The organism is Bacillus sp. JJ1532 (genome assembly GCF_036965085.1).
Taxonomy (GTDB): Bacteria; Bacillota; Bacilli; order Bacillales; family Cytobacillaceae; genus Cytobacillus.
In genome coordinates this window covers 1,283-26,363 of sequence record NZ_JBALOW010000006.1, presented here as the reverse complement: position 1 = coordinate 26,363, position 25,081 = coordinate 1,283, and the positions used below count along the sequence as shown (strand labels likewise).

The window sequence follows — 25,081 nt, the reverse complement described above, 5'->3', positions numbered from 1 at the left end:
ATTTCGCTGCAACAATTGGCGTTGTTGAAGCTGGTTTTAATAACACAGTGTTTCCTGTTACGATTGCAGCAACTGTCGTACCAGCCATAATCGCTAACGGGAAGTTCCAAGGAGAGATAATGATTCCAACTCCTAATGGAATGTAGTCATAACGGTTATATTCGTTTGGACGGCTGTTTACTGGAACACCATCTTTAATACGCAGCATTTGACGTGCGTAATATTCTAAGAAATCAATTGCTTCTGCAGTATCTGCATCTGCCTCATTCCATGGCTTTCCTGCTTCTTTTGTTAAAAGAGCAGAGAATTCATGCTTGCGGCGGCGGATAATCGCTGCTGCTTTGAAAAGAACGTCTGCACGAATTTCCGGCTTAACCTTTTTCCATGTTTTGAACGCTTCAACAGCAGCCTGCATGGCTTTTTCGGCTAATTCTTGGCTTGCTTTAGACACACGGCCAATTACTTCTTCCTTATTAGCAGGATTGTATGAAGTAATTTTATCTTCAGTCGTAATGCGTTCTCCGCCAATAACTAAATCGTAGTCTTTTCCTAAATAGCCTTCAACCGTTTTTAAACCTGTTAAATAAGCTTCACGGTTTTCTTCTACTTTAAAATTTGTGAATGGTTCATGTTTGTAAGGTTGTACCATTTTCTTCGCCTCCACATTTCTACTAAAAATGACAAATGAACACGTAATAAACGAATCGCCAATTTTTTGTGCTCACTGTTATCTTTGTATAGCTTTTGCATCCAATTCCCATTTTAACATGTTTTGATTTAACCGTTCAAACAACACGGTCTAATTTTTGGAAAGTTAAAAAACAGACTTCTCCTCATCCTCGTATATTTTTCACGAATAATGAATTTTGACTCTTCCATTCCATCTCAAAACATACTAATTGTAAATGTGAACGAATGGTTCATTTTGGTCAGCTTTGCGGACAATCAAGGCTTCCGGACCATAAACGGATGAAACATTAACCTCTATGGAGATATATTCCGGAAAATGTTTCATCACAAGACTTGCAACATATTGAGTAAATCCAATCCCTTCAGCCTTTCCATAAAACTGTATTGGAATATTAATGGATAGCTCTTGCATCTGTCCCTGAACATAATACGCTTTACCAATTACCCCATTAAAATTAGGAAAATAGGATTCGACATCTTGTTTAAAGTTCAAAAAGGATGTTAAATCATCGCGATGATTTTCAGTCGCAGCTGTTGATGGAAATTGGACATACTTTTCATCAATCTTTTCCCATCCTCCTAGTTTAGAGCTGCCCTTTGGGGCATTCGCATAAGCGAAGAAATTCCCAGGAACGACGGATGTTTTACTTTGCTGTTCAAATAAGGCAATGGTAATCGGAACATCCTTGAGTTGATCCATTTGCCGCAATCTGCTCAATACCTCATCCGCGAGCTTCTTTCCCTCTTTTTCAAGTTCGGCATGACTAATTTTTGTTTCATATGTCGGCCCATATTGGATCTTTTGGTAATAGTAAATGGAATTGAGAGCTAGCCCGACGACGACTCCTCCCAATTTATACTTTCCCTCGTCATTTTTAATTAGATAATTATGTTCTAAAATATGGGCCAGGTATTCCGGGGTCTCTTCTTTTCCATTATCAAGAGGGTTAAGTCCAATGTTGTCCTCTTCCTTTAATTTATTCTCTTCTAATTGGTCAGAAGTGAATTTTCGGTTTAGCCAGAGGCCAACTGTCTTTCTTTTTAAATGCTGTCCTTCTTGAAACATATATTTATCCGGGTCAAAATTGTTTTGTGCAACCCGCATCAGGCCCGTTTCAAACTCTGTAATATCATATTTTGAATTAATATTACCTACGACGAGTCCTCTTGATTCACTCGGTTCAAAAGGCAAAATCGTACGGTAGTACTGATCCGAAATCCTATAGCTTGGAATTATTGCTTTCTCTTTAGCATCCTCTTTTTCATGGACCACTTCATCCTGTCCATTGAACTTTGGCGCACACCCGGCAAGAAGAAGGCTTAAAGAAAGAGCAAGCAATATTATTTTTTTCACGGAATTCCCACTCTCTCCTTTTGTCTTTAGAAAATCTAATCCTTTAATTCCTCCACAAGTCTCTCTTCATCCCAAATATCGATTCCTAATTCCTGTGCTTTCGTCAGCTTTGAACCTGCATCCTCACCTGCGATCACAATATCTGTTTTCTTACTTACACTTCCAGATACTTTACCACCTAATGCCTCAATCTGATCCTTTGCTTCATTTCTAGACAGCCTTTCAAGCTTTCCTGTTAACACAATTGTTTTTCCAGCAAAAATCGACTCTGAATTTTCAGCAGTTACGAGCTTAGGACCTTTATATTCCATATTCACGTCAGCTTCTCTGAGCTCTTGAAGAAGTTCTTTAACCTCCTCTTGTTCAAAAAAGGCAACAATGGAATCAGCCATTTTCTCACCGATTTCATTTATGGCAAGAAAATCATCGCGAGTAGCTGCTTCAAGACCTTCCATGGATCCAAATTGCTGGGCAATGGTTTTGGCTGCTTTTTCCCCAACATGACGGATACCTAATCCAAAAATAAGTTTTTCTAGTGAATTTTGCTTAGAGGCTTCGATCGCAGCCAGTAAATTTTGAACTGACTTTTCTCCCATTCGCTCAAGCTGAATAAGCTGTTCATACTTCAGCTTATACAAATCTGCTACATCATGGATCAGATTTTCCGCAAATAATTGGCTAATCACCTTTTCTCCTAATCCATCAATATTCATCGCATTTCGGGAAACAAAATGAATGAGACCTTCACGGATTTGTGCTGGACACTTTGGATTAATGCAGCGTAAGGCAACCTCTCCGTCTAGGCGAATAAGCTCACTTTCACATTCTGGGCAATGAGTCGGCATGTGAAATTCTTCTTCTTCCCCTGTTCTTCGGTCAGCTAATACATTTACCACCTCAGGAATAATGTCACCTGCTTTTTTCACAACGACTTGATCCCCAATTCGGATATCCTTTTCTCGAATTAAATCCTCATTGTGAAGAGAAGCACGCTGAACCGTAGATCCAGCCACACGGACTGGCTCCAAGATCGCTGTTGGTGTCACGACACCTGTTCTTCCTACGCTTAATTCAATAGCCTTTAAGGTTGTAATAACCTCTTCAGCTGGAAACTTATAGGCAATGGCCCAGCGTGGACTCTTTGCTGTTGTTCCAAGATCCTGCTGCTGTTCAAACGAATCCACCTTGATTACAATTCCATCGATTTCATACGCGAGCTGAGGACGTTCTTTCGTCCATTTTTCTACATATTCAATGACCTCATGGATGTCCGCACACTTTTTTCGCTGCTTATTCGTCTTAAATCCAAGCGAATCTAAAAAGTCCAATGCCTCACTATGTGAATCGATAGCTGTTTCACCTGTATCTGTTACACTATATAGGAAAACATCAAGATTTCTTGAAGCCGCAATTCGCGGATCTAGCTGGCGCAGTGAACCCGCTGCCGCATTTCGTGGGTTGGCAAAAAGCTCTTCACCCTTCTCCGCTCTTAGATGATTCAACGCCTCAAAGGAACGCTTTGGCATGAACGCCTCGCCGCGGGCTTCCAGTGAAACCTCCTTATTTAAGCGAAGCGGAATGGAACGAATCGTTCGCAGGTTAGCTGTAATATTCTCTCCAGTGGATCCATCCCCTCTCGTTGCACCGAGAACAAATAATCCATCTTCATAGCGAAGAGATACAGCTAATCCATCAATTTTCAACTCGCATACATAGGAAAAATCATCCCCAACAACCTGGCGGATACGTCGGTCAAAATCCATTAAGTCTTGCTCGCTAAAAGCATTGCTAAGACTTAACATTTGGGACTGGTGCTGTACTTTTTCGAACATATCCAGAACCTCTCCGCCAACCCGTTGCGTAGGTGAATCAGATGATTTTAGTTCCGGAAATCCTTCCTCTATTTCAACTAACTCTCTCATAAGCCTATCGTATTCCGCATCCGGAACAGATGGCTGATCAAGAACATGATACTCATAATTATATTGATTTAATAAATTTTTCAATTCATTTACTTTATTTTCAGCCATTTGAAGATCCATAGATTCAACCCCTTTCATAGAAAAAGCTCGGAACTCCTATCCCTTAGTTATCGGCGCAAACTTAGCCAATAATCGTTTGATCCCGATTGGTTTTGGGAAAGCAATATCCAATTCAATGCCTTCTCCTTCACCCTTCACACTAACAACGGTACCCGTACCCCATTTGCCATGCACCGCTTTGTCGCCAACCTTCCAGCCTAATTCATCTCCGCCTGTTGCATTCATGGCTGGACGAATCACTGGCCTTCTAGGCGTTGGTCTTCCCTCTGATGAAGACCCTAGCGCTGTTCCTCCGAAAGGCGAAGCCGATCTTTTTGCTGGCTGGATTCCATCGAGCAAGTCTTCAGGTATTTCTTTTATAAAACGCGAAGGAGGATTCATATTCGTACGACCGAACAATGTTCTCAATTGAGCATTAGTTATAAACAGCTCTTCCTCTGCTCTCGTTATTCCTACATATGCGAGTCTGCGTTCTTCCTCCATTTCTGCCTCTTCCATTAATGATCGGCTGTGAGGGAAAACCCCTTCCTCCAGACCAATTAAAAAGACAGTTGGGAATTCAAGACCTTTTGCCGAGTGAAGGGTCATTAAGACAACAGCATCGGCTTTTTCCCCATCATCATCTAGCTTATCAATATCAGCGACTAACGCTAAATCCGTTAGAAAGGCTACTAAGCTTTTGTCATCACTAGCCTCTTCAAAGCTTTTCGTTACGGATAGAAATTCATCCAGGTTTTCGAGACGGCTTTGAGCTTCAATTGATTTTTCCGCAATCAGCATCTCTCGATATCCTGATTTCTCTAGTAATTCTTCCACTAATTCCGTAACAGACAGGTACTCCTGCATTTGCGTATAGTTATTTATTAAATCCCTAAATTCTCCTGCAGCTTTCGTAATCTTCGGGCTTAAACCGATTAGTTCAACAGATTGCAAGGCTTCAAACATCGTCATATCGTGCAGCGATGCAAAGTTAGCAATCTTATCAATCGTTCCTGAACCTATTCCGCGTTTTGGGACATTAATAATTCTTTGTAGGCTTATATCATCACTTGGATTTGCAATCAGTCTTAAATAAGCGAGAATATCTTTAATTTCCTTACGGTCGTAGAACTTAATTCCGCCGACGATGGAGTATTCGATGTTTGATTTTAAAAGAACTTCCTCCATGACACGGGATTGGGCATTCGTGCGATAAAGAATCGCAATATCCGATAAATTCCGCTTTCCGTCTTTCGTAAACTCTTTTATTTTGCCGACAACAAATTGAGCCTCCCCTTGCTCACTATCTGCCCGGTAGTAGAAAATCTTATTTCCTTCGGGGTTTTCTGTCCAAAGATTTTTCGCCTTTCGATTCATATTTCTAGAGATCACTTGATTGGCTGCAAGAAGAATTCTTTTCGTGGACCGGTAATTTTGCTCAAGCAGAATCACTTTAGCATTAGAATAATCTTTTTCAAAGGAAAGGATATTGGCAATATCAGCCCCGCGCCAGCGGTAAATAGACTGATCCGAGTCGCCTACAACACATAGATTTCTAAATCTTGCTGCTAAAAGCTTTACGAGCATATATTGTGCTCGGTTTGTATCCTGATACTCATCGACATGTATGTACTGGAATTTTCTCTGATAGTATTCGAGAACATCCGGTACACGCTGGAAAAGCTGAATGGTTATCATAATAAGATCATCGAAATCCAGTGCTTGGTTTCTTCTGAGTCTCTTTTGATATTCTGTATAAACATCACTTACAACCTGCTGATAATAGTCGCCTGTTGTTTTCGAATATTCCTCAGGTGTTGTCAGTTCATTCTTAGCCGAGCTAATGGAACCAAGGATGGCTCGGGGATCGAATTTCTTCGGGTCTATGTTTTTATCCTTTAAAATCCCTTTGATCACTGACTGCTGATCTGTAGTATCTAGAATGGTGAAATTACGATTATAGCCAATGCGGTCAATATCTCTCCTTAAAATCCTCACACACATCGAGTGAAAGGTCGAGATCCAAATCTCATCAGCCGCTCCGCCCATCATTCTCTGAATCCTTTCGCGCATCTCTCGCGCGGCTTTATTCGTGAAGGTAATAGCCAAAATATTATATGGATTGACCCCTTTTTCTACCATTAAATAACCAATTCGGTGTGTTAACACTCTTGTCTTGCCACTGCCGGCACCAGCCATTATTAATAGAGGTCCATCTGTTGTCTTTACTGCATTCTGCTGCTCAGGGTTTAATCCCTTTAAAAGCTTATCTGTTAAAAAATTCATTCCTTCAATCACCGCCAAACATATGTTCTGTTGCTAATATAACTCTTTTTTTTATGCCATTCAACTGTTAACGTACAGCTTTAACCGTTTCTAAAGCGGCATGTATATCTTTATAAATAACATTTCCAACTACGATTACATTGGCTGAGGCTGCCATTTCACGAGCCTGTTCCGCTGTTTCTATGCCGCCGCCATAAAATAAGGTTGTATTCTCAAGCGTTTTCCTAACCTCTGATAGTAACTTGGCATCTCCGTATTTTCCGCTATATTCTAAGTAAAAAATAGGGAGATGGAACATTTTTTCTGCCATCATGGCATAAGCCCTGACATCATCAATGGTTAAATCGGTATTTGCATTTGTCAGCTTAGCAGCTTTGCATTCCTCATTGAGAATACAATAACCTTGCACGGCTATTTCATCCCAATTCATGATATCTCCATACTCTTTCACAGCCTCATGGTGCAGTCCTGAAATCCACTTTGTCTCCTTGCTGTTCAAAACCGTTGGAATAAAATATAAATCAAATCCTGGTGTAATGGCTTCGATAGAGGATACTTCCAGCACACATGGGACCGTATATCGGCGGATACGAGCCATTAGATCCAATACCTTGTCTAATGTGATTCCATCCGTTCCACCCACAATAAGTGCGTCGGTTCCTGACTCGCAAATCTTTTCTAAATCCTCATCAGAAATATATTTATCTGGATCGAGCTTAAACACATGGCGCCACTCGCGAACATCATACATCCATACTTCCCCCATTCTATCATTCCATTTCAACATTATATCATTTGTGAAATGAATCAAAAAGTAAAGCGTGGAACAACCAAAATCCAAAAATGTAGATATTCTCCATTGACGAAAATAGCCGCAGGAGTTAACCCCTGCGGCCTTTCCATTAAGATATAATCATTCATTCACAGATTCGTTTTCCTTAATTCGCTCTAAAGCCATTTCGTATGCATCATTTCCATAGTTGAGACAGCGTTTAACACGAGAAATGGTTGCGGTACTGGCACCTGTTTCGGTCTCGATCTTATGATATGTTTTTCCTTCTGTAAGCATTCGAGCAACTTCAAGACGTTGGGCTAAAGATTGAATCTCATTGACTGTGCATAAATCATCAAAAAAACGATAGCATTCTTCTAAATCCTTTAAAGATAAAATCGATTTAAATAACTGATCCAGCTCTTTTCCTCTTAATTTATCAATTTGCATATGCTCATACCCCTTTAAATATAGAATCTATTCCTTTACATCAAAAGAAACTGTTTGCTCCAAGCCTGGGTTTGATGGAATAACATTAATCCAAGTTTTCCCTGGTACAAGTCCAACCATTTGTCCATTCAGCACTGGCAGGATTTTCCCCTCAATGCTTTGCCACTCAACCTCTTTCCATTGTCCTTTCTGCAGCAAGTACCCTCTTCCTCCAGATATAAGGTTGATGGACCTCCGTCCTGCGGAATCAATTACCTTGTGATCTGTTTCTACGATGAAAATATTATCAAGAAGCACCGGGTCTCCAGAATGTTGATCTGCGGTTAATTCACCATTAGAATACCGCTTATACTTTTCAAGAGTTTCATCATATTCATAGATTGAATTAAAGAGCTTGCTGTTAAAATAAGAAACCATAGCTGATTTTGCTTCTTCCCCGTTTAAAGCTTCTATCTCTTGTTTATCAAGGAAAGTAAGCGCTGCAGGAGCTTTATCCATGTCATAATTTCTTAATTCAGCGCCCTTTAAGAAATTCTCAAAGGAAGAATAAGAGTTATGCGGAGCTTTTCGGTCAGTGGAACGATAGAAAAGCGTCCCATCATAGTACATTCCGTTTAAGTTATCGATATATCCTCTATCAATCATCGCTTTTGCGTCTGGACTATATCCATGAGCAATATACAGACTATCATAGCCTTTTGCCAATTCAATATAATAATCTCTTGCACTTCTTATAGGTCCAATTTTCTCTGGCTGTTCGCTTTGATAAATAGCAAGGAATCTCGTAATATCACCTTCTGCAAGCAGTTCATAGACAATGTCAGCCTGACCAAGACCTGATTGTGGACGTGCATGAGGGTCATTATTGATCATGACCGCTACTGCTCTTGTTTCCACCTGATCCTCAGTACCAACACCTGTTAATGGAAATTGGTAAGGCAAATCCTCTTCTTCGGATACTTGCTCTTGCTCCTCTGCCGTTTCTTCACGATTATTTTCTTCATTTTTTACGGTCGTTTTATCATTTTTACTGCATCCTGAAACTAGCAGCATGACCGCTGCAAAAGCAGCTATCCATTGTTTTAACATTAAGACACCCCTGAGATTGTGAAGTTTCCTGCCGCGATCACTTTTTAGAAAGTGAGTAAGGATATTTCAATAAACTTTGGTATGCTGGTTCTGTATAGTCTAGATGCAGATTTCCTTCAATTCTACTTTTACATTTTAACGCATTATCGTTGGAAAGAGTACTGTTTTGTTCATAACATCATATATTCCTTGCTGTGTGACCCTAATATATGGCAAATGGGTTGAAGAAAAGAAAAGAAGTGAATAAATAGGATCGTCGTGCTTATAGCCCCTTTCACTTAAATAGCTGCGAAGCTCTTTTTCTTTTTCAATTATAGTTTCAACACTTTCGCTGGACATCACGCCCATAATATTGAGCGGAATTTCCTGAACAATTCGGCCCTGTTCTGAAACAGTAATACCTCCGCCAATCTCTTTCATTCGATTAAAGGCGTTCATCATATCCCGCTTGCTTTTTCCAATCAGGATAAAATCTCCTGTATTAGAAAAAGAACTGGCAAACCCGTCTAAATGGGTTGCAAAGCCTTTAAGCAGTGTGTTAATTCTCCATTTCCCATGTTTATCAACTAGCATGAAAAAACATTCATCATGGTCAGCAGATAACTGATCAGCCGAAACATCGATAGAGATGGAATATGGCTTCATAATGACTGTGTTCACCATATTGATCCCAAACGGCATGGAATATTGTAAATCATCCGACTCAAGATTCCAATCTATTTGTAAAGGTTTATAGCCTTTATTTTTCCAATCTATAGACGCGTATGCATCCAACGGTTCTCCATTCTTTTTGACCCACTTTCCTTTTGCTAAAACGGAAACAGGTGTAGGGTTTGTCTCATCTGTCAGAAAATTAATATTGGCGATTCTTCCCGTTGCGATGTTCCCATGCAAATGTTCAATATTATAGTGCCGTGCAATATTTATCGTTCCCATATTATAGGCGTCCTTGATCGGGACTCCCTTTTCAATGGCTATTCGAATCATCTGATCAATGATGCCCTGTTCATAAAAAGAAGGAGAGGATCCATCAGTCGTAAATATCATTTGATCATAATGATTGATGCCTAGTTCATGTATTTCATCCAACAATACAGGTAAATCCGGACGGATCGATGAATATCTGAGAGAAACTGTATAGCCTTGCATTAAACGATTATAAACATCTTTTCCTGTCATCGCTTCATGGTCACAATCGGCTCCTAGCAGCATAAGCTTTGCCAACGTCTTCTCTGATGCCCCAGGGAAGTGTCCCTCAATTTTCTTTCCTTTCTTCTTCGTTTCCTGTATCCAATGCAGAATTAAATCATCGCCGTCTAATAATTTCGGCCAGCCTGTTAATTCCCCGCCTTGTAAAACGGCATCATGTTCAAGCCATGATTTTATATTACTATGAGAGAAGATCGTTTCTTCATTTTGTATTTCTGTTTGTGCATCAAATCTGCACCACCAATACATCGATGTCGGCAAATGATTCATATCCTCAATAAAGGAAAACGCCGTCTTTTTATCTAATTGCAAAGCGAGAACCATATTGTCATTAATCAAGGTTGTGGTCCCGAATTGAGATGCATAGCTGGCAAATGAATGGGGATTATATAATTGAAACGGATGGGAATGGGGTTCAATGTAACCTGGAACAAGTATTAAACCTTCACAATCCATGACTTCACATTGGTCTAATTTTTCGGGAAGCCTTTCTCCCACATAGACAATGCGATCATTATAAATCCAAATGTTTGCCGTCATCCAGTTACGAAATGCCTGATTGAGGTACCGTGCATTTTTAAGTAATATGGTCGGCGACAATTTTCCATCTAATACTGAAACATGGTCACGCAAGTGCTTGTTTTTCCAACGGAATCTCTGTTCCAGCACTTTAAACCCTCCCCCTGTTTTTCTATATGTTAAAAATCCCTAGTTTCAATAAGGATAATATTTCTCTGATTTCTTATTGGTAAAAAAAGCAAAAGAAAGCCCTTTCATTTCTATATCTTATCATATTTCGCAATTTAACGCACTAAAGAAATAGGTGGTTTTAAAAAAATATTAAAGAAGGTGAAGGTCCATTGAACATCAAACCTAATATCGGGATTGTTAATGCGTTAATCCGCATTACGATAGGACTTTCTGTATTGTCCTGTGCTTCCGCAAAACTCGTAAAAAGACCTTGGCGCCAATCTAATTTTATTTGGGTTGTGCTCGGAGCAATGAAGGTAGCGGAAGGAATTGTAAGGTATTGTCCAGTTACAGACCTTTATCGATGCGGACAGGAACGAATGAACGGGAATCAAGACGAAAACGGTGCTTTAAGTGAAATGGTTCCACATAACCCAACATAAAAAAACGATGTAACATGATTTTGACTTGTTTGTTTCCACTTTTTCATGAGATTTTTAAATTTCGGGAAACTATACTCTCTTTGTTTCCGCTTAATATCAAACATAATCATTAAAGCCCCCTACATGAGGGGGCTAAAACAAGAAGGTGTGTCCATTATGTTCCTTGAATATTTAACAGATATGTCCTTTGTCCTAATCATATTAGTAGGAAGCATCATTGCTTTACTCTTTGCATTTATGCGAAAGTCTAGGAAAAGACGTGCTCGATAGCTTTATATCCGATATCCTTACGATAAAAGATGCCGCTGCAGTTTACCTTTTCTAATTCCAAATAAACCTTGTCCTGTGCTTCTTTTAATGTGTTTGCTTTCGCAGCTGCAAGGAAAACCCTGCCGCCGTTTGTTATGAATGCACCTGATTCATTCTTTTCGGTGCCCGCATGGAAGACAAGTACATCACTGCTAATATCTTGCAAGCCTGATAAAATTGCACCCTTCTGATATTCCGCTGGGTATCCAACAGAAGCAGCGACAACTCCTAGCATGGCTTGTTCGTCCCAAACAATAGCAGGTGCTTCTCCATTCATAACGGCCAGCATCACTTCAGCTAAATCAGATTTCATTCTTGGCAGAACAACTTGCGTTTCCGGATCGCCAAATCGGGCATTAAATTCGATCACTTTAGGACCAGCTTCTGTAATGATGAGACCCGCATATAAAACGCCGCAAAAATGCCGCCCTTCTTGAACAAGAGCTTTTGCTGTCGGTTTTAATATTGTTTCAATTGCAGTCTTTACCGTATCTTCACTAATATGAGGCACAGGGGAATATGCACCCATTCCACCTGTATTCGGACCCTTGTCTCCGTCAAAGGCACGTTTATGATCTTGGGCAATCTCAAGAGGGATCACTGTTTCTCCATTTACGAAAGCCATTAGTGAAATTTCCTCTCCAGTCAAAAACTCCTCCAGGACAACAGTAGACGAAGCATCACCAAATCTTTCATTTAAAAGCATTTCTTCTAAGCTTTGTCTCGCCTCATCCATTGTAAGCGCAACGGTCACACCTTTACCTGCTGCTAAACCGTCCGCTTTTATGACAATGGGAGCACCCTTTTCTTCTAGATAAGCTTTTGCATCATCATAAGTGGAGAATACCGCATAATCGGCAGTAGGAATGTTGTATTTCTTCATCAAATCCTTGGCAAATGACTTGCTGCCCTCTATGATTGCCGCTTCCTTTTTAGGACCAAATACCTTTAAGCCTTCCTCCTGGAAACGATCTGATATCCCTTCAAGCAGGGGAACTTCTGGTCCAATCACGGTTAGGCCAATTTCATGTTCTTTCGCAAATTGCACAAGTTGATCCTGTTCGTTTTCCGTGATGGCTACAAGCTCAGCAACGTCCTCCATGCCTGGATTTCCTGGCGCAACAAATACTTTCTCTACTGACGGACTTTCAGAAAGCTTTCTGCAAATAGCGTGCTCACGGCCGCCTCTTCCAATTACTAGTACCTTCATTATAAACATCCCCCACTTTTAATGTTTAAAGTGTCTAATCCCCGTGAATACCATCGCGATTCCGTACTCATCCGCTTTTTTGATTGAATCCTCATCACGGACAGATCCGCCTGGCTGGATAATAGCTGTAATGCCAGCTTTTGCAGCCGCTTCAACTGTATCATCCATCGGGAAGAATGCATCGGATGCCATAGCTGCTCCATTTGCTTTTTCCCCTGCTTGTTCTAAGGCAATTTTCGCTGCACCTACACGATTCATTTGACCTGCGCCAATTCCAAGAGTCATTTCTGCGTTATTCACAACAATGGCATTGGATTTCACATGTTTAACGACCTTCCATCCAAGCTTCAGTGCTTTCCATTCTTCCTCTGAAGGCTGTCTTTTCGTTGGAATCGTGATTTCTGCGTGATCTAATGTGTACTGGTCAAAATCCTGGATTAATAATCCACCTTCAATAGAGGTTAACTTTACTTCTTCTTTATTCTGTTTAGAAAATGGAATCGTTAAAAGACGTAGATTCTTTTTCCCTGTTAAAATCTCTAAAGCCTCTTTTGAAAAAGAAGGAGCAATAATGATTTCTAGAAAAATTTCATATAATTTTTGTGCTGTTTCTTTGTCCACTTCCCTATTGAAGGCAATAATTCCGCCAAAAATGGAAACAGGATCAGCAGCAAATGCTTTTGTAAAAGCATCGTAAACCGTTTCTCCATTTCCAACCCCACAAGGATTCATATGCTTGACAGCGACTGCCGCTGGCTCTGTAAATTCCTTTACAATTTGAAGGGCTGCATCCGCATCATTTATGTTATTATAGGATAATTCTTTTCCATGTAATTGCTCAGCATTCGCAATCGAAAACTCTGAGCCTAACGGCTTCCGGTAAAAAGATGCCTTCTGATGTGGATTTTCTCCATATCGCAATGATTGTTTTAATTCATAGGTAACTGTTAATTTTTCAGGCACTTCCACATTAGCAAGCTTCGTCATATATTCTGCAATCATCGCGTCATAAGCTGCAGTATGACGGAATACCTTTGCAGCTAACTTACGGCGAGTTTCCTTTTCTACCTCACCGTTTTGCTTTAATTGGCTTAAAACTGTCTCATAATCGGAAGGATCGACAACAACCGTAACATACTCATGGTTTTTGGCTGAGGCGCGAAGCATAGCAGGTCCGCCGATATCGATATTTTCAATTGCATCCTCAACTGTTACGTCTGGCTTGGCAATGGTTTGCTGGAAAGGATATAAATTTACACATACGACATGAATCGGCTGAATTTGGTGCTCTTCCAATTGTTTCTTATGGCTCGGCTCATCAAACTTAGCTAATAATCCTCCATGGATGAATGGATTTAATGTCTTGACCCGTCCTTCTAATATTTCCGGAAAACCAGTAACGTCGCTGACACCTGTCACAGGAAGTCCAATCTCTTCCAAGGCAGTTTTTGTACCGCCTGTGGAAAGAATTTCAAACCCTAATTCGCTTAATGCCTTTGCGAATTCAGCGACTCCACTTTTATCAGAAACGCTAATTAGTGCTCTTTTCTTCATCAAGTATGCCCTCCAAAAAATTAATGCCTTCTCTAATTCATGAACGTTTTACTCAGCTAGGTGAAAGAGCTATTACAAATTGTTCGTTAGCAACTTTTGTAAAACTGCTGGATAAAGCTGATGTTCAATTCCATGGATTTTAGCTTCAAGACTTTCCATCGTTTCTTCTGAACTAATTTCAACCTCTTGCTGAGCAATAATCGGGCCCGTATCCATTCCTTCATCAACGAAATGAACGGTTACACCGCTAACCCTTGCTTTCGCTTCTAATGCTTGACCAATAGCATCCTTTCCTGGAAAAGCAGGCAGCAAGGAAGGATGAATATTAACGATTTTCCCCTCAAATGCCCTCAGAAGAGTTTGTCCAATTAGCCTCATATAGCCAGCCAAAATAATATATTCAACATTGAGATTTTCAAGTTTATTCAAAATCACTTTTTCATAGGCTTCTTTATTTGCGTACTCTTTAGCAGTAAAAATAAACTGAGGAATATTCCCTTTTTCAGCCCGTTCAATACAAAATGCATCGGGCTTATCACATACAAGCAATTGAATATCAGCTTGAAGCTCACCTTTATGAACTGCATCAATTATGGCTTGGAAGTTCGTCCCGCTGCCAGAAGCAAATACTGCGATCTTTTTCATTATAAAATCTCAATTCCTTCTTTATCAGTTACTGTTCCGATCAGATAAGCCTTTTCGCCGTTCTCATTAAAATGGGACATCACATCATGTGCAATTTCTTGATCCACTGCTAAGACCATTCCTGTTCCCATATTAAAAATATTGTACATTTCTTTACGGTCTAATTCGCCAATCTTCTCCATTAACTTAAAGACAGCTGGTACTTCCCAATTGCTTTCTTTTAATTGTGCACCTAAGCCTTCAGGAAGCATGCGCGGAATGTTTTCAATAAAACCGCCGCCTGTAATATGGGCCATCCCTTTAATTTTGAATTTATTCAATGCAGAAAGAATCGGCTTTACGTAAATCTTCGTTGGACGCAAAAGCTCCTCTCCTAACGTGCAGCCTAATTCATCAACATGGTCCGTTAACGACATGTTAGCCTTCTCTAAAAATAATTTCCGAACTAAAGAATATCCATTGCTGTGGATTCCACTTGAGGCAAGGCCAATAAGTGCGTCTCCACTTTTAATATCTGTGCCACTGATAATGTCTGACTTTTCACAAGCACCGACAGCAAATCCGGCAAGATCATACTCTTCTTCCGTATACATGCCTGGCATTTCAGCTGTTTCGCCTCCAACAAGTGCACACCCTGCTTGTTCACACCCATCGGCAATCCCTTTAACAATCGCTTCAATCTTAGATGGCTCAGCTTTTCCGCAGCCAATATAGTCTAAGAAATAAATCGGCTCCGCCCCTTGGACAACGATATCGTTTACGCACATAGCAACAGCGTCAATACCAATTGTATCGTGTTTATCCATCATAAAAGCTAGCATTAATTTAGTTCCTACTCCATCTGTACCCGATACAAGAACAGGTTCTTTTAAATTCAGAACCGATAAATCAAACATCCCGCCAAATCCGCCCAAACCACCGAAAACACCTGGGCGAACCGTTTTCTCTACATGTTTTTTCATACGCGATACCGCTTCATAGCCTGCTTCAATATCGACACCAGCCTGCTTATATGCATTTGCCATTATTAGTCCTCCTCGTTAGAAAAGCGTAAGTGCTAGACAATTTATTCTTAAAACAGTTCAAAACAAAAGCGACATCTTTCAATGCCGCTTTATCAAATTCATCTCAATATATATCCTATCAAAATCCTATTAACCGACTGGAACCTTTTCCTCGCTTTTAACCGGATTGATTTCAGTTGGATAATTGCCTGTAAAGCAAGCAAGACAAAGGCCATGTGGTTGACCAGATTTATTTTTATTAATCGCTTCAGCCATTCCTTCTACACTTAAAAAGGTTAAAGAATCCGCACCCAGTATCTCTCTAATTTCTTCTATTGAATGATTAGCAGCAATTAATTCTCTTTTAGTGGACATATCAATCCCATAGAAGCATGGATTATTAATGGTAGGAGAGCTAATCACTACATGTACTTCAGTTGCGCCTGCTTCCCGAAGCAAATTAACAATTCTTTTGCTCGTTGTCCCACGAACAATCGAGTCATCTACCATGATCACTCGTTTTCCTTCTACAACACCTCTAACAGGAGAAAGCTTCATTTTTACACCTTGCTCTCTGAGAGCTTGTGAAGGTTGAATAAATGTCCGTCCCACATAGCGATTTTTAATTAGTCCCATTTCATATGGAATTCCAGTAACTTCTGCATATCCGATCGCAACTGAAATACTAGAATCTGGAACACCTGTAACCACATCTGCTTCAATCGGAGCCTCAAGTGCCAATTGCTTCCCAAGTCTTTTTCTGGCAGAATGAACATTTATGCCATTAATATTGCTATCCGGCCGTGAAAAATAAATGTATTCCATCGCACACATTGCTGTTTGCGATGCCACTGAAAACATTTCCGAATGGAGTCCTTCATCACTAATAACAAGCAATTCTCCAGGATGAATATCGCGTTCAAATTTTGCTCCGACAATATCAAAGGCACATGTTTCAGATGCAACAACATATGCATCTCCTAGTTTTCCGAGAGCAAGAGGCTTCATGCCGTTCGGATCAAGAGCAACAATTAATTCTGTTTCAGTCATGACTAGGAAAGCATAGGCTCCTTTTAACATCGATAAAGCATTTTTCACCCGATCCTTTAAAGAAGTAAATCCGCCTCTTCTAATAAGGTGAGCTAAGATTTCCGTATCCGAGCTCGTTTGAAAAATACTTCCTTGGTTTTCGAGCTGATGCCTTAATGCTTTAGCGTTGATTAAACTTCCATTATGGCAAAGAGCCATGCTGCCACTTTGTGAATGGAATAGGAGGGGCTGGATATTTTCATATCCGCTTCCTCCGTTAGTTGAATACCTTACATGGCCAATGGCTGAGCTGCCTGCTAATTCTTTCATCGATTCAGCTGTAAATACTTCATTCACAAGCCCATCGCCTTTTACGCCTCTTAGCTTGGACCCATCCGTCACAACGATTCCAGTTCCCTCTTGACCCCGATGCTGTAAGCTATGAAGGCCATAATATGTTATTTGAGATGCATCTGTATGGCCCCACACACCGAAAATTCCACATTCTTCTTGTAAGCCTTCTAGTTCAGCAGGCATGGAATAGCCCCTTTCCAGGCTTGTCGAAGTACATCAACTTGCTCGGTAAGCACAGTTTCCTTCTCTTCTGAATTAATTTGAAGAACTCCTGTATCTGTAACCTCACCAAGTAGTTTTGCATCAACTAAGCCTTCAAATTCTTTTTGGTTTTCTTTTTTAACCGATAGTAAGAAACGGGATTGTGATTCACTGAATAAGGCAGACACAATATTTCCTGAAATCTCAATATTGGCACCAAGACCTTTTGTACCCATTAAGCTTTCAGCAATGGCAACGGCCAATCCACCTTCAGATAAATCATGAGCAGAAGCTACTACCCCCGCGCGAATGGCAGTTAGTACTTGTTTCTGATACTTTTCTTCAATATCTAGATCCAGTTCAGGCGCTTTTCCAAAAATCTTTCCGTACGTTAATTTTTGTAATTCGCTCCCGCCGAATTCATCTTTCGTTTCACCTAATAAATAGATCAGATCTCCTGCATCTTTAAAATTTTGAGTTGTTGCGTGGTCAATATTTTCAAGAAGACCGACCATACCAATTGTAGGAGTTGGATAAATTGCTTTTCCGTCGTATTGATTCGATAATGATACATTTCCGCCAATAACTGGTGTGTTTAATTTGCGGCATGCTTCACTGATACCATCAGCAGATTTATCGATTTGCCAGAAAATCTCCGGGTTATCAGGGCTGCCAAAGTTTAAGTTATCTGTAACTGCTAAAGGCTCTCCGCCAGAGCAAACGATATTTCTCGCTGCTTCAGAAACGGCAATTTTCCCTCCTGTTTCTGGATCAAGATAAACATAGCGTCCATTACAGTCCGTTGTCATCGCTAAGCCTTTGCGTGTTCCACGGATTCTAACCACTGCTGCATCAGAGCCAGGGGCAACAACTGTATTCGTACCAGCCATATAATCAAACTGATTGTATACCCATTCCTTACTAGCAATCGTTGGTTGTCCGAGAAGCTTAACAAGCGTTTCTTTATGATCACTGACCGCAGGAATATCATTTTCCATTGCTTGGAACTCACGGAAATATGCCGGCTCTTGTGATGGCTTATTATAGACTGGTGCTTCCTCTGCTAATGCATCAGCAGGTACTTCTGCTACAACTTCACCTTTGTGCAGTAGACGGAGCATTTTATCGTCTGTTACTTTTCCAATTGAAACGGCCTCAAGATGATATTTCGCAAAAAGATCGGTGATTTCTTGCTCTCTGCCAACTTTTACAACAATCAGCATTCTCTCTTGTGATTCAGAAAGCATCATTTCAAAAGCCGACATTCCAGGTTCTCTCTGAGGAACGAGGTCTAAGTTCATTTCTACTCCTGAACCTGCTTTACTTGCCATTTCAGCTGAAGAACTCGTTAAGCCAGCTGCCCCCATATCTTGAATACCAATCAGCGCATCTGATTGAACTAACTCTAGGCAAGCTTCCATTAGACGCTTCTCTAGGAACGGATCACCTGCTTGAACTGCAGAGCGTTCTTCAACTGGTTCGTCTTTTAATTCAGCTGAAGAGAAGGATGCTCCATTAATTCCATCGCGGCCTGTTGGTGCTCCGACATACATCACCGTGTTTCCAATTCCACGCGCCTGTCCTTTTTGAATATCCTTATGGTCAAGCAACCCAACTACCATTGCGTTCACTAGCGGATTTTTTTCGTAGGCTGGATCAAACTGAACTTCTCCACCAACAGTTGGTACTCCAATTCGGTTCCCATAGCCAGCAATACCAGCAACCGCTTCTTTGAATAGATACTTCACACGTGGCGAATCTAATTCACCAAAGCGCAATGAATTCAGTGCGGCAATTGGTCTTGCTCCCATTGAAAAGACATCGCGAAGAATTCCTCCTACACCTGTTGCTGCCCCTTCATAAGGCTCAATAGCAGATGGAGAGTTATGGCTTTCGATTTTGAAAACAACCGCTTGCTCATCGCCAATATCAACAATTCCTGCTCCTTCCCCTGGACCTTGAAGAACTCTTTCACCCGTTGTAGGGAATTTTCTTAAAATCGGTTTAGAGCTTTTATAGCTGCAGTGTTCAGACCACATGCCAGAAAATAGACCTGTCTCTGTGTAGTTTGGAAGGCGGCCGAGAATTTTCTCAATCATCGCAAATTCTTCATCCGTTAAACCCATTTCTTTATAAATTTTATCTGCTTTAATTTGTTCTGGACTTTGTTCAAGCATTAGCGACATGTGCTTCCCTCCAATTTTTCACGATCGATTGAAAAAGCTTTAAACCATCCAATCCTCCGATTATCTCTTCAACTGCTCTCTCCGCATGAGGCATAATTCCTAAAACATTACCTTTTTCGTTCGTAATCCCAGCGATATTTTCAAGGCTTCCATTCGGGTTAGAGCCATTATACGTAAATACAATTTGCTTATTTTCTATTAAACTTTTAAGTGTTTCCTCGTCACAATAGTAATTGCCATTCCAGTGTGCGATTGGAAGTGAAAGAACTTCATTTTGTTGATATTCAGATGTGAACATCGTCTCATTATTTTCAACTTTTACTTCCACTGAGCGACAGATAAACTCTAAGCCTTCATTTTGTTTCACGGCTCCTGGAAGAATACCTGCTTCTAATAAAATTTGGAACCCGTTGCTTACGCCGATTACCGGCTTTCCTGCTTCTGCTGCTTTTTTTACTTCTTGGATAATTCTGCTGTGGCGTGCAATGGCACCTGGACGTAGATAATCCCCAAATGACGCGCCGCCTGGAAGGATGATTCCGTCAAAACCTTCAAGATTTTCCGCCTCGTGACTAACAATCTCCACTTCTTCCCCGAGAACATCTTTTACAGCATTGTACATATCAACCTCATTGGAACCTGGAAAAGCAATGACTGCTAGCTTCACTGAGCAACTACCTCCTCGATTTCAAAACGGTAATCTTCGACATTCAGGTTAACTAATAATTTTTCACACATTTCCTTTACGATTTCATCGATATTACGATCTGTTTTTTCTAAAGTTAACTCTACATATTTACCAATACGAACATCGGACACTTCGCCGTAATTTAGCTTGTGAAGCGAATCTTTTGCAACTGTACCTTGAGGATCGATAACACTTTCTCTTAATGTGACGAATACTTTTACTTTGTACATACTGTTTGGCCTCCCAGTTTGGCTATTATTTTTTATATGAATCTCTTAAACTTTCAAAATCTTTTTTCATGAAAGTTCCCTAAGGTGAAGAGTGGGGAATTTTTATTTGATAAGAGGCAAAGAATCCTTCACCTCTTATTTTTTTATAAACCTAGTCGTTCAAAAATCGTATCGACATGCTTGATGTGGTAGTTATAGTCAAAGCAATCATCAATTTCGTTAGAGCCAAGCTTAGCAGTAATCGTCTCATCCTGCTCGATCAAGCTGCGAAACGGAACTTGCCTTTCCCACGCTTCCATTGCTCGCGGCTGAACCGTGTCATATGCTTCCTCGCGAGTTAGACCTTTATCGATTAGCGCGAGCAAGACACGCTGTGAGTATATTAATCCTAATGTGCGGTCCATATTTCTCTTCATATTATTGGGGAATACTGTTAAATTCTTCACAATATTTCCAAAGCGATTAAGCATATAATTTAAGGCTATGGTTGCATCTGGGATGATGATTCTTTCGGCAGAGGAATGAGAGATATCTCGTTCGTGCCATAATGCTACGTTTTCGTAGGCAGTGAGCATATACCCGCGGATCACCCTTGCCATCCCAGTCATATTTTCTGAACCGATTGGGTTTCGCTTGTGTGGCATAGCCGATGAGCCTTTCTGACCCTTTGCAAAAAACTCTTCTACCTCACGTGTTTCACTCTTTTGAAGACCGCGGATTTCTGTCGCAAATTTTTCAATGGATGTGGCAATTAAAGCGATTGTGCTCATATAGTGCGCATGGCGATCACGTTGTAATGTCTGTGTTGAAATGGGTGCTGGCTTCAAGCCAAGCTTCTCGCATACATATTTCTCTACATAGGGATTAATATTCGCGTATGTTCCAACGGCTCCTGAAATTTTTCCAAATTCTATGCCTTCAGCTGATTCCTTAAAGCGATTTACGTTACGCTTCATTTCCTCGTACCAAAGGGCAAGCTTCAGTCCGAAAGTAGTTGGTTCTGCATGGACACCGTGCGTACGCCCCATCATAACTGTATATTTATGTTCTTGTGCTTTGTTTTTCAGAATTTCAACGAAACGTTCAAGATCTTTAAGAAGGATTTGATTTGCTTGCTTAATTTGGTAGGAAAGAGCCGTATCCACAACATCTGTTGACGTTAATCCGTAATGAACCCATTTTCTTTCCTCACCGAGTGTCTCAGAAACGGCACGGGTAAAAGCCACGACATCATGTCTTGTCTCTTCCTCGATTTCTTTAATGCGATCCATATTAAAGGAAGCATTCTCACGGATTTTTTGAACATCCTCTTTTGGAATATCCCCAAGCTCCGCCCAGGCTTCACATGCAAGAATTTCAACCTCTAACCACGCTTGAAACCGATTCTCCTCCGCCCAAATCGCGCCCATTTCTGGCCTTGTATAGCGTTCAATCATCTTTTAGCCTCCGATCTTTTATCTCACATCAAGAAAAGCGGAAGCGCCTTGCCCACCCCCGACAAGCACAAGACGAGCCTCCCGGAAAGGTGTACTTTACCTTTCTGGGAGGATTGGCTTGTGACCTCGAGGGGGTAGGCGCTGGAGCTAGACATCGGACCAAATGCCGCTATCCTCAGCTTCACCAATTGCCGTTTCAACTGAATCGCGCAAGAGAGTTACATGACCCATTTTGCGTTTATGTTTGGCATCCTTTTTACCGTACAAATGAATTTTCCAATCATTTAATGACGGAATCTTCTTTATTAATGGTTCCTGATGTTCTCCTAATATGTTTACCATTAATGCTGGTTTTAATAGATGTGTACTGCCAAGCGGCCAATTACAAACTGCACGGATATGCTGCTCAAACTGCGAGGTTTCGCAAGCTTCAATGGAATAATGCCCTGAATTATGGGGCCTTGGCGCAAGCTCATTGATGTAAATGTGATCATCAGCTGTCAAAAACATCTCGACTGCCAATGTTCCGACAAGGTCGAATGCTTCTGCAAGCTGCTTAGCTGCATGTACAGCTGTTTCCTTTGCCTGTTCCGATATTCTTGCCGGTACGATTGTTTGATGAAGAATATTGTCTTTATGAATATTTTCTCCAACTGGTAAAACAGCCGTTTCACCAGAAACACTTCGAAAAATAATAACCGAGATTTCTTTTTCAAACGGAATCCACTTTTCAAGGACACAAATTCCTTTTTCAAGAAGCTTTGCCGCTTCTACAATATCTTGCTCGTTTCTAATGACGTATTGTCCTTTTCCGTCATATCCGCCTCTAGCCGTCTTTAATACTGCCGGAAATCCGAGTTCTTCGATATTTGCATATATATCGTCTATCTCTCTAATCACTGCATATGGAGCAACCTCTGCACCGGCTTTTTGTATGGCTGCTTTTTCCTTTGTCCGGTCCTGTGTTATTTCAAGCAATGCAGATCCTTGAGGGACATAGGTGTTGGCACATAACCAATCCAAGGCTTTCGCATTAATATTTTCAAATTCATACGTAATGACATCACTTACTTTTGCCAGTTCCTTTATAGAATCAATGCTGTCATATTCACCGATAATGGCATGATCAGCGACTTGCCCGCATGGTGAATCTTCGGTCGGGTCAAGCACTGCAATCCTAAATCCTTGTGATTTTGCGGCAATCGCCATCATTCTTCCTAATTGTCCACCGCCAATAATTCCAATCGTTTGACCTGGTAAAATGACTTTTTTAGACAAGCTCATCACTACTTTCTAAAACTTCTTGTTTCGTGTTTTCTCTTTTTTGTTCTAGACGATCTGCCATATGTGAATCAAAGGCACCAAGTATTTGTGCTGCAAGCAGACCGGCATTTGTCGCACCTGCCTTGCCAATAGCCACTGTTGCTACCGGCACTCCACCTGGCATCTGTACAATGGAGAGTAAAGAGTCCAAACCGTTTAGCGCTTTTGATTGGATTGGAACACCAATGACTGGAAGTGTCGTTTTAGCTGCAACCATACCTGGTAGATGAGCAGCACCTCCAGCCCCGGCAATAATCACCTTAATGCCTTTTTCTCTCGCCTTTTCCGCATATTCAAACATGAGATCTGGAGTTCGATGGGCGGAAACAACCTTTTTTTCATATTGAATTTCAAGCTCATCCAGGATATCGCAAGTATGCTTCATCGTTTCCCAATCTGATTTACTACCCATGATCACTGCAACTTCTGCCATCTTTTTTCCTCCAGCACTAAGTTTTATACAAAATAAAATGCCCAGACAAATACTATCTTCAAAGAGAGAAAGTATTTGCCTGGGCAAAAAAGCATACAGGAACACACCTAAATAGAACAGGATAAATTCCTATTTACGCCAGTCATATTTACTTTCCCTCATAGTCCAATAATTAACGGTTATTGGGTAGATACTTATGGGCCTTATTCCCATTATTATATGAGGGGGATTATTCGCTTCATTTATTTCTTATATGCACATCTTAACAACTATTGATAGTAATGTCAACCAATAATCGAACAATACATCTAATTACTTATATATCGTTCGTGTTTTATCAGTCAATTACTTTAGCTTCAAACAGAATCTGGCGTCCTACTGGCTCATAGGTAGTCGTTTGGCCTATCTTTTTTTCCTCAAAGATCGGCTTTTCTGTTCTTCTAACAGGAAAATACCCTGCCTTTTTTATTCGCTCTAGACACATATCAATGGTTTCATTTTCCTGCACTTCAAAAACCATTTTCTTTTTTCCTTTACTCATGAAAATAACTTCCCTTTCTTTACGCTTTTCACCCAGAAGCCGCCATGAATGGTTTTCGGCTCGTACGCAATAATAAACGCTTTCGGATCAAGCTCTTTAATCGTATGGTATAACTTTAATTCATATTTTCTTGGTGTCAGGATCTGCAGAGCCATCCGATCCCCTTCTAAGCCGTTAGCTGCCCAGGTTGTCACACCATAGCCCTTTTCCCTTAGCATCTTCGGCATGTCCAAATCATATTCTTTTGTTATGACATTCACGGTAATATAACCAAGGGCGAGCTTTTCCTCAATTTTCATCCCAACAATAACACCAATCCCATAACCAACCGCGTAAGCAATCAAATTCTGGATTTCATTAAGGTTATCAAGAACCAAACCTAACCCCACTACATAAATAACAACTTCAATCATACTAATAAAAGCAGCCAAGTATCTCTGGCCTTTTAACGTTAAGATCATTCTGATCGTAAAGAAGGATACATACACAATATTGATTAACAGAATAATAGTTATCATTAAAAAACCACTTTCTAACAAAGAAAGCTCCCCCTTTATAGTGACAGTCCACTGCCTAATATATTGTTAATTCCCTTTTGATCCCATTTTAACTCCTATTATTGAATATTAATTGTACATAAGAATGGTGATTTTGCGAAGAGGAAATTAATTTTTGGAACTAAGATTGCTTAATATGTATAAAATGGCTTTTTTCGTTGTTGCTTGGAGCATCTAGTATTTTTGAATAGGATCATGAATGAGGTGGGGAAAATGGGGGCCTTAACAACATTCGAGTGTTTTTTTCTTGTCAAAAGGGAGCTTTTAGAAGGCTCTTAGCTGCTTTCGATGGATTTTTTTCTTGCTGATGGGCGTTATAAATAGCTCTTAACTACCTTCCAACGACTTTTTTCCTGACGATGGGCGTTATAAACAGC

At 40.5% G+C, this 25,081-nt stretch carries 23 protein-coding genes and 1 riboswitch; of the genes, 2 read left to right on the top strand and 21 right to left on the bottom strand.

Features of this window, described 5'->3' with window-relative positions:
- The 8 genes from V7122_RS03295 to V7122_RS03260 form a co-directional block, all read right to left on the bottom strand.
- Positions 1–649, bottom strand: a 649-nt coding sequence (locus tag V7122_RS03295) for an aldehyde dehydrogenase family protein (protein ID WP_335525802.1), incomplete at its 3' end; no start/stop codon positions are given.
- A gap of 246 nt (positions 650–895) precedes the next feature.
- Positions 896–2,044, bottom strand: a complete 1,149-nt coding sequence (locus V7122_RS03290) for a CamS family sex pheromone protein (protein ID WP_335354790.1) — start codon at positions 2,042–2,044, stop codon at positions 896–898.
- 35 nt (positions 2,045–2,079) lie between these two features.
- Positions 2,080–4,086 (bottom strand): NAD-dependent DNA ligase LigA, encoded by a 2,007-nt coding sequence (ligA, locus tag V7122_RS03285; RefSeq protein ID WP_335525801.1) that lies wholly within the window; start codon positions 4,084–4,086, stop codon positions 2,080–2,082.
- A 36-nt stretch (positions 4,087–4,122) separates the two neighbouring features.
- Entirely contained in the window at positions 4,123–6,351 is a 2,229-nt protein-coding gene (gene pcrA, locus V7122_RS03280) for a DNA helicase PcrA (RefSeq protein ID WP_335525800.1), read from the bottom strand.
- A gap of 67 nt (positions 6,352–6,418) precedes the next feature.
- The gene (locus tag V7122_RS03275) at positions 6,419–7,102 is read right to left on the bottom strand and encodes a heptaprenylglyceryl phosphate synthase (protein WP_335344314.1); all 684 of its coding nucleotides are present in this window, start codon (positions 7,100–7,102) and stop codon (positions 6,419–6,421) included.
- A gap of 162 nt (positions 7,103–7,264) precedes the next feature.
- On the bottom strand, positions 7,265–7,573 hold the full coding sequence (locus V7122_RS03270; protein WP_335344315.1) for a YerC/YecD family TrpR-related protein: 309 nt from the start codon (positions 7,571–7,573) through the stop codon (positions 7,265–7,267).
- A gap of 27 nt (positions 7,574–7,600) precedes the next feature.
- On the bottom strand, positions 7,601–8,662 hold the full coding sequence (locus V7122_RS03265) for a DUF3048 domain-containing protein (protein ID WP_335344316.1): 1,062 nt from the start codon (positions 8,660–8,662) through the stop codon (positions 7,601–7,603).
- A 135-nt stretch (positions 8,663–8,797) separates the two neighbouring features.
- The gene (locus V7122_RS03260; RefSeq protein ID WP_335344317.1) at positions 8,798–10,540 is read right to left on the bottom strand and encodes an adenine deaminase C-terminal domain-containing protein; all 1,743 of its coding nucleotides are present in this window, start codon (positions 10,538–10,540) and stop codon (positions 8,798–8,800) included.
- A 191-nt stretch (positions 10,541–10,731) separates the two neighbouring features.
- Here V7122_RS03260 and V7122_RS03255 point away from each other — a divergent pair, with 191 nt between their 5' ends.
- Both V7122_RS03255 and V7122_RS03250 read left to right on the top strand, forming a co-directional pair.
- Positions 10,732–11,004, top strand: a complete 273-nt coding sequence (locus V7122_RS03255; protein ID WP_335344318.1) for a YgaP family membrane protein — start codon at positions 10,732–10,734, stop codon at positions 11,002–11,004.
- 45 nt (positions 11,005–11,049) lie between these two features.
- Positions 11,050–11,274, top strand: a complete 225-nt coding sequence (locus V7122_RS03250) for an EYxxD motif small membrane protein (RefSeq protein WP_335525799.1) — start codon at positions 11,050–11,052, stop codon at positions 11,272–11,274.
- Here the strand turns inward: V7122_RS03250 and purD are convergent.
- From purD to V7122_RS03185, 13 genes are all read right to left on the bottom strand, one after another.
- The gene (gene purD, locus V7122_RS03245) at positions 11,252–12,523 is read right to left on the bottom strand and encodes a phosphoribosylamine--glycine ligase (protein ID WP_335344319.1); all 1,272 of its coding nucleotides are present in this window, start codon (positions 12,521–12,523) and stop codon (positions 11,252–11,254) included. The two genes, V7122_RS03250 and purD, sit on opposite strands and share 23 nt — an antisense overlap.
- Positions 12,524–12,541: 18 nt before the next feature.
- Positions 12,542–14,077, bottom strand: a complete 1,536-nt coding sequence (gene purH / locus V7122_RS03240; protein ID WP_335344320.1) for a bifunctional phosphoribosylaminoimidazolecarboxamide formyltransferase/IMP cyclohydrolase — start codon at positions 14,075–14,077, stop codon at positions 12,542–12,544.
- A gap of 72 nt (positions 14,078–14,149) precedes the next feature.
- Positions 14,150–14,722, bottom strand: a complete 573-nt coding sequence (gene purN, locus V7122_RS03235; protein ID WP_335344321.1) for a phosphoribosylglycinamide formyltransferase — start codon at positions 14,720–14,722, stop codon at positions 14,150–14,152.
- Entirely contained in the window at positions 14,722–15,747 is a 1,026-nt protein-coding gene (gene purM / locus V7122_RS03230; RefSeq protein WP_335344322.1) for a phosphoribosylformylglycinamidine cyclo-ligase, read from the bottom strand. The genes purN and purM overlap by 1 nt, the downstream gene beginning before the upstream one ends.
- 129 nt (positions 15,748–15,876) lie before the next feature.
- Positions 15,877–17,292 (bottom strand): amidophosphoribosyltransferase, encoded by a 1,416-nt coding sequence (gene purF / locus V7122_RS03225; RefSeq protein WP_335344323.1) that lies wholly within the window; start codon positions 17,290–17,292, stop codon positions 15,877–15,879.
- Positions 17,277–19,496, bottom strand: coding sequence for a phosphoribosylformylglycinamidine synthase subunit PurL (purL, locus tag V7122_RS03220; RefSeq protein WP_335344324.1), 2,220 nt, complete (start codon positions 19,494–19,496; stop codon positions 17,277–17,279). Before purL ends, purF begins: the two co-directional genes overlap by 16 nt.
- The gene (purQ, locus tag V7122_RS03215; RefSeq protein ID WP_335483964.1) at positions 19,480–20,163 is read right to left on the bottom strand and encodes a phosphoribosylformylglycinamidine synthase subunit PurQ; all 684 of its coding nucleotides are present in this window, start codon (positions 20,161–20,163) and stop codon (positions 19,480–19,482) included. The genes purL and purQ overlap by 17 nt, the downstream gene beginning before the upstream one ends.
- Positions 20,160–20,414 carry a phosphoribosylformylglycinamidine synthase subunit PurS gene (purS, locus tag V7122_RS03210; protein ID WP_335344326.1) on the bottom strand — a complete coding sequence of 85 codons (255 nt, stop codon included), beginning with the start codon at positions 20,412–20,414 and terminating at the stop codon, positions 20,160–20,162. The genes purQ and purS overlap by 4 nt, the downstream gene beginning before the upstream one ends.
- Positions 20,415–20,557: 143 nt before the next feature.
- Positions 20,558–21,850 (bottom strand): adenylosuccinate lyase, encoded by a 1,293-nt coding sequence (gene purB, locus V7122_RS03205; RefSeq protein WP_335525798.1) that lies wholly within the window; start codon positions 21,848–21,850, stop codon positions 20,558–20,560.
- A 147-nt stretch (positions 21,851–21,997) separates the two neighbouring features.
- Positions 21,998–23,134 (bottom strand): 5-(carboxyamino)imidazole ribonucleotide synthase, encoded by a 1,137-nt coding sequence (gene purK, locus V7122_RS03200; protein WP_335525797.1) that lies wholly within the window; start codon positions 23,132–23,134, stop codon positions 21,998–22,000.
- Positions 23,121–23,606: a 5-(carboxyamino)imidazole ribonucleotide mutase gene (gene purE / locus V7122_RS03195; RefSeq protein WP_335344329.1), complete on the bottom strand. Its 486-nt coding sequence runs from the start codon at positions 23,604–23,606 to the stop codon at positions 23,121–23,123. Before purE ends, purK begins: the two co-directional genes overlap by 14 nt.
- 141 nt (positions 23,607–23,747) lie before the next feature.
- Positions 23,748–23,849: riboswitch (purine riboswitch) on the bottom strand.
- Positions 23,850–23,943: 94 nt separating this feature from the next.
- Complete coding sequence (locus tag V7122_RS03190) at positions 23,944–24,147, bottom strand: NETI motif-containing protein (RefSeq protein ID WP_335525796.1); 204 nt, start codon at positions 24,145–24,147, stop codon at positions 23,944–23,946.
- Positions 24,144–24,665 (bottom strand): DUF2179 domain-containing protein, encoded by a 522-nt coding sequence (locus tag V7122_RS03185; RefSeq protein ID WP_335344332.1) that lies wholly within the window; start codon positions 24,663–24,665, stop codon positions 24,144–24,146. Before V7122_RS03185 ends, V7122_RS03190 begins: the two co-directional genes overlap by 4 nt.
- Between the last annotated feature and the right edge of the window lie 416 nt (positions 24,666–25,081).

Coding starts and splice junctions, on each gene's coding strand:
- ligA (WP_335525801.1), bottom strand. CDS start 4,086: ATGGATCTTCAAATGGCTGAAAATAAAGTAAATGAATTGAAAAATTTA.
- pcrA (WP_335525800.1), bottom strand. CDS start 6,351: ATGAATTTTTTAACAGATAAGCTTTTAAAGGGATTAAACCCTGAGCAG.
- V7122_RS03275 (WP_335344314.1), bottom strand. CDS start 7,102: ATGTATGATGTTCGCGAGTGGCGCCATGTGTTTAAGCTCGATCCAGAT.
- V7122_RS03270 (WP_335344315.1), bottom strand. CDS start 7,573: ATGCAAATTGATAAATTAAGAGGAAAAGAGCTGGATCAGTTATTTAAA.
- V7122_RS03265 (WP_335344316.1), bottom strand. CDS start 8,662: ATGTTAAAACAATGGATAGCTGCTTTTGCAGCGGTCATGCTGCTAGTT.
- V7122_RS03250 (WP_335525799.1), top strand. CDS start 11,050: ATGAGATTTTTAAATTTCGGGAAACTATACTCTCTTTGTTTCCGCTTA.
- purD (WP_335344319.1), bottom strand. CDS start 12,523: ATGAAGGTACTAGTAATTGGAAGAGGCGGCCGTGAGCACGCTATTTGC.
- purH (WP_335344320.1), bottom strand. CDS start 14,077: ATGAAGAAAAGAGCACTAATTAGCGTTTCTGATAAAAGTGGAGTCGCT.
- purN (WP_335344321.1), bottom strand. CDS start 14,722: ATGAAAAAGATCGCAGTATTTGCTTCTGGCAGCGGGACGAACTTCCAA.
- purM (WP_335344322.1), bottom strand. CDS start 15,747: ATGGCAAATGCATATAAGCAGGCTGGTGTCGATATTGAAGCAGGCTAT.
- purF (WP_335344323.1), bottom strand. CDS start 17,292: ATGCCTGCTGAACTAGAAGGCTTACAAGAAGAATGTGGAATTTTCGGT.
- purL (WP_335344324.1), bottom strand. CDS start 19,496: ATGTCGCTAATGCTTGAACAAAGTCCAGAACAAATTAAAGCAGATAAA.
- purS (WP_335344326.1), bottom strand. CDS start 20,414: ATGTACAAAGTAAAAGTATTCGTCACATTAAGAGAAAGTGTTATCGAT.
- purB (WP_335525798.1), bottom strand. CDS start 21,850: ATGATTGAACGCTATACAAGGCCAGAAATGGGCGCGATTTGGGCGGAG.
- purK (WP_335525797.1), bottom strand. CDS start 23,134: ATGAGCTTGTCTAAAAAAGTCATTTTACCAGGTCAAACGATTGGAATT.
- purE (WP_335344329.1), bottom strand. CDS start 23,606: ATGGCAGAAGTTGCAGTGATCATGGGTAGTAAATCAGATTGGGAAACG.
- V7122_RS03190 (WP_335525796.1), bottom strand. CDS start 24,147: ATGAGTAAAGGAAAAAAGAAAATGGTTTTTGAAGTGCAGGAAAATGAA.
- V7122_RS03185 (WP_335344332.1), bottom strand. CDS start 24,665: ATGATAACTATTATTCTGTTAATCAATATTGTGTATGTATCCTTCTTT.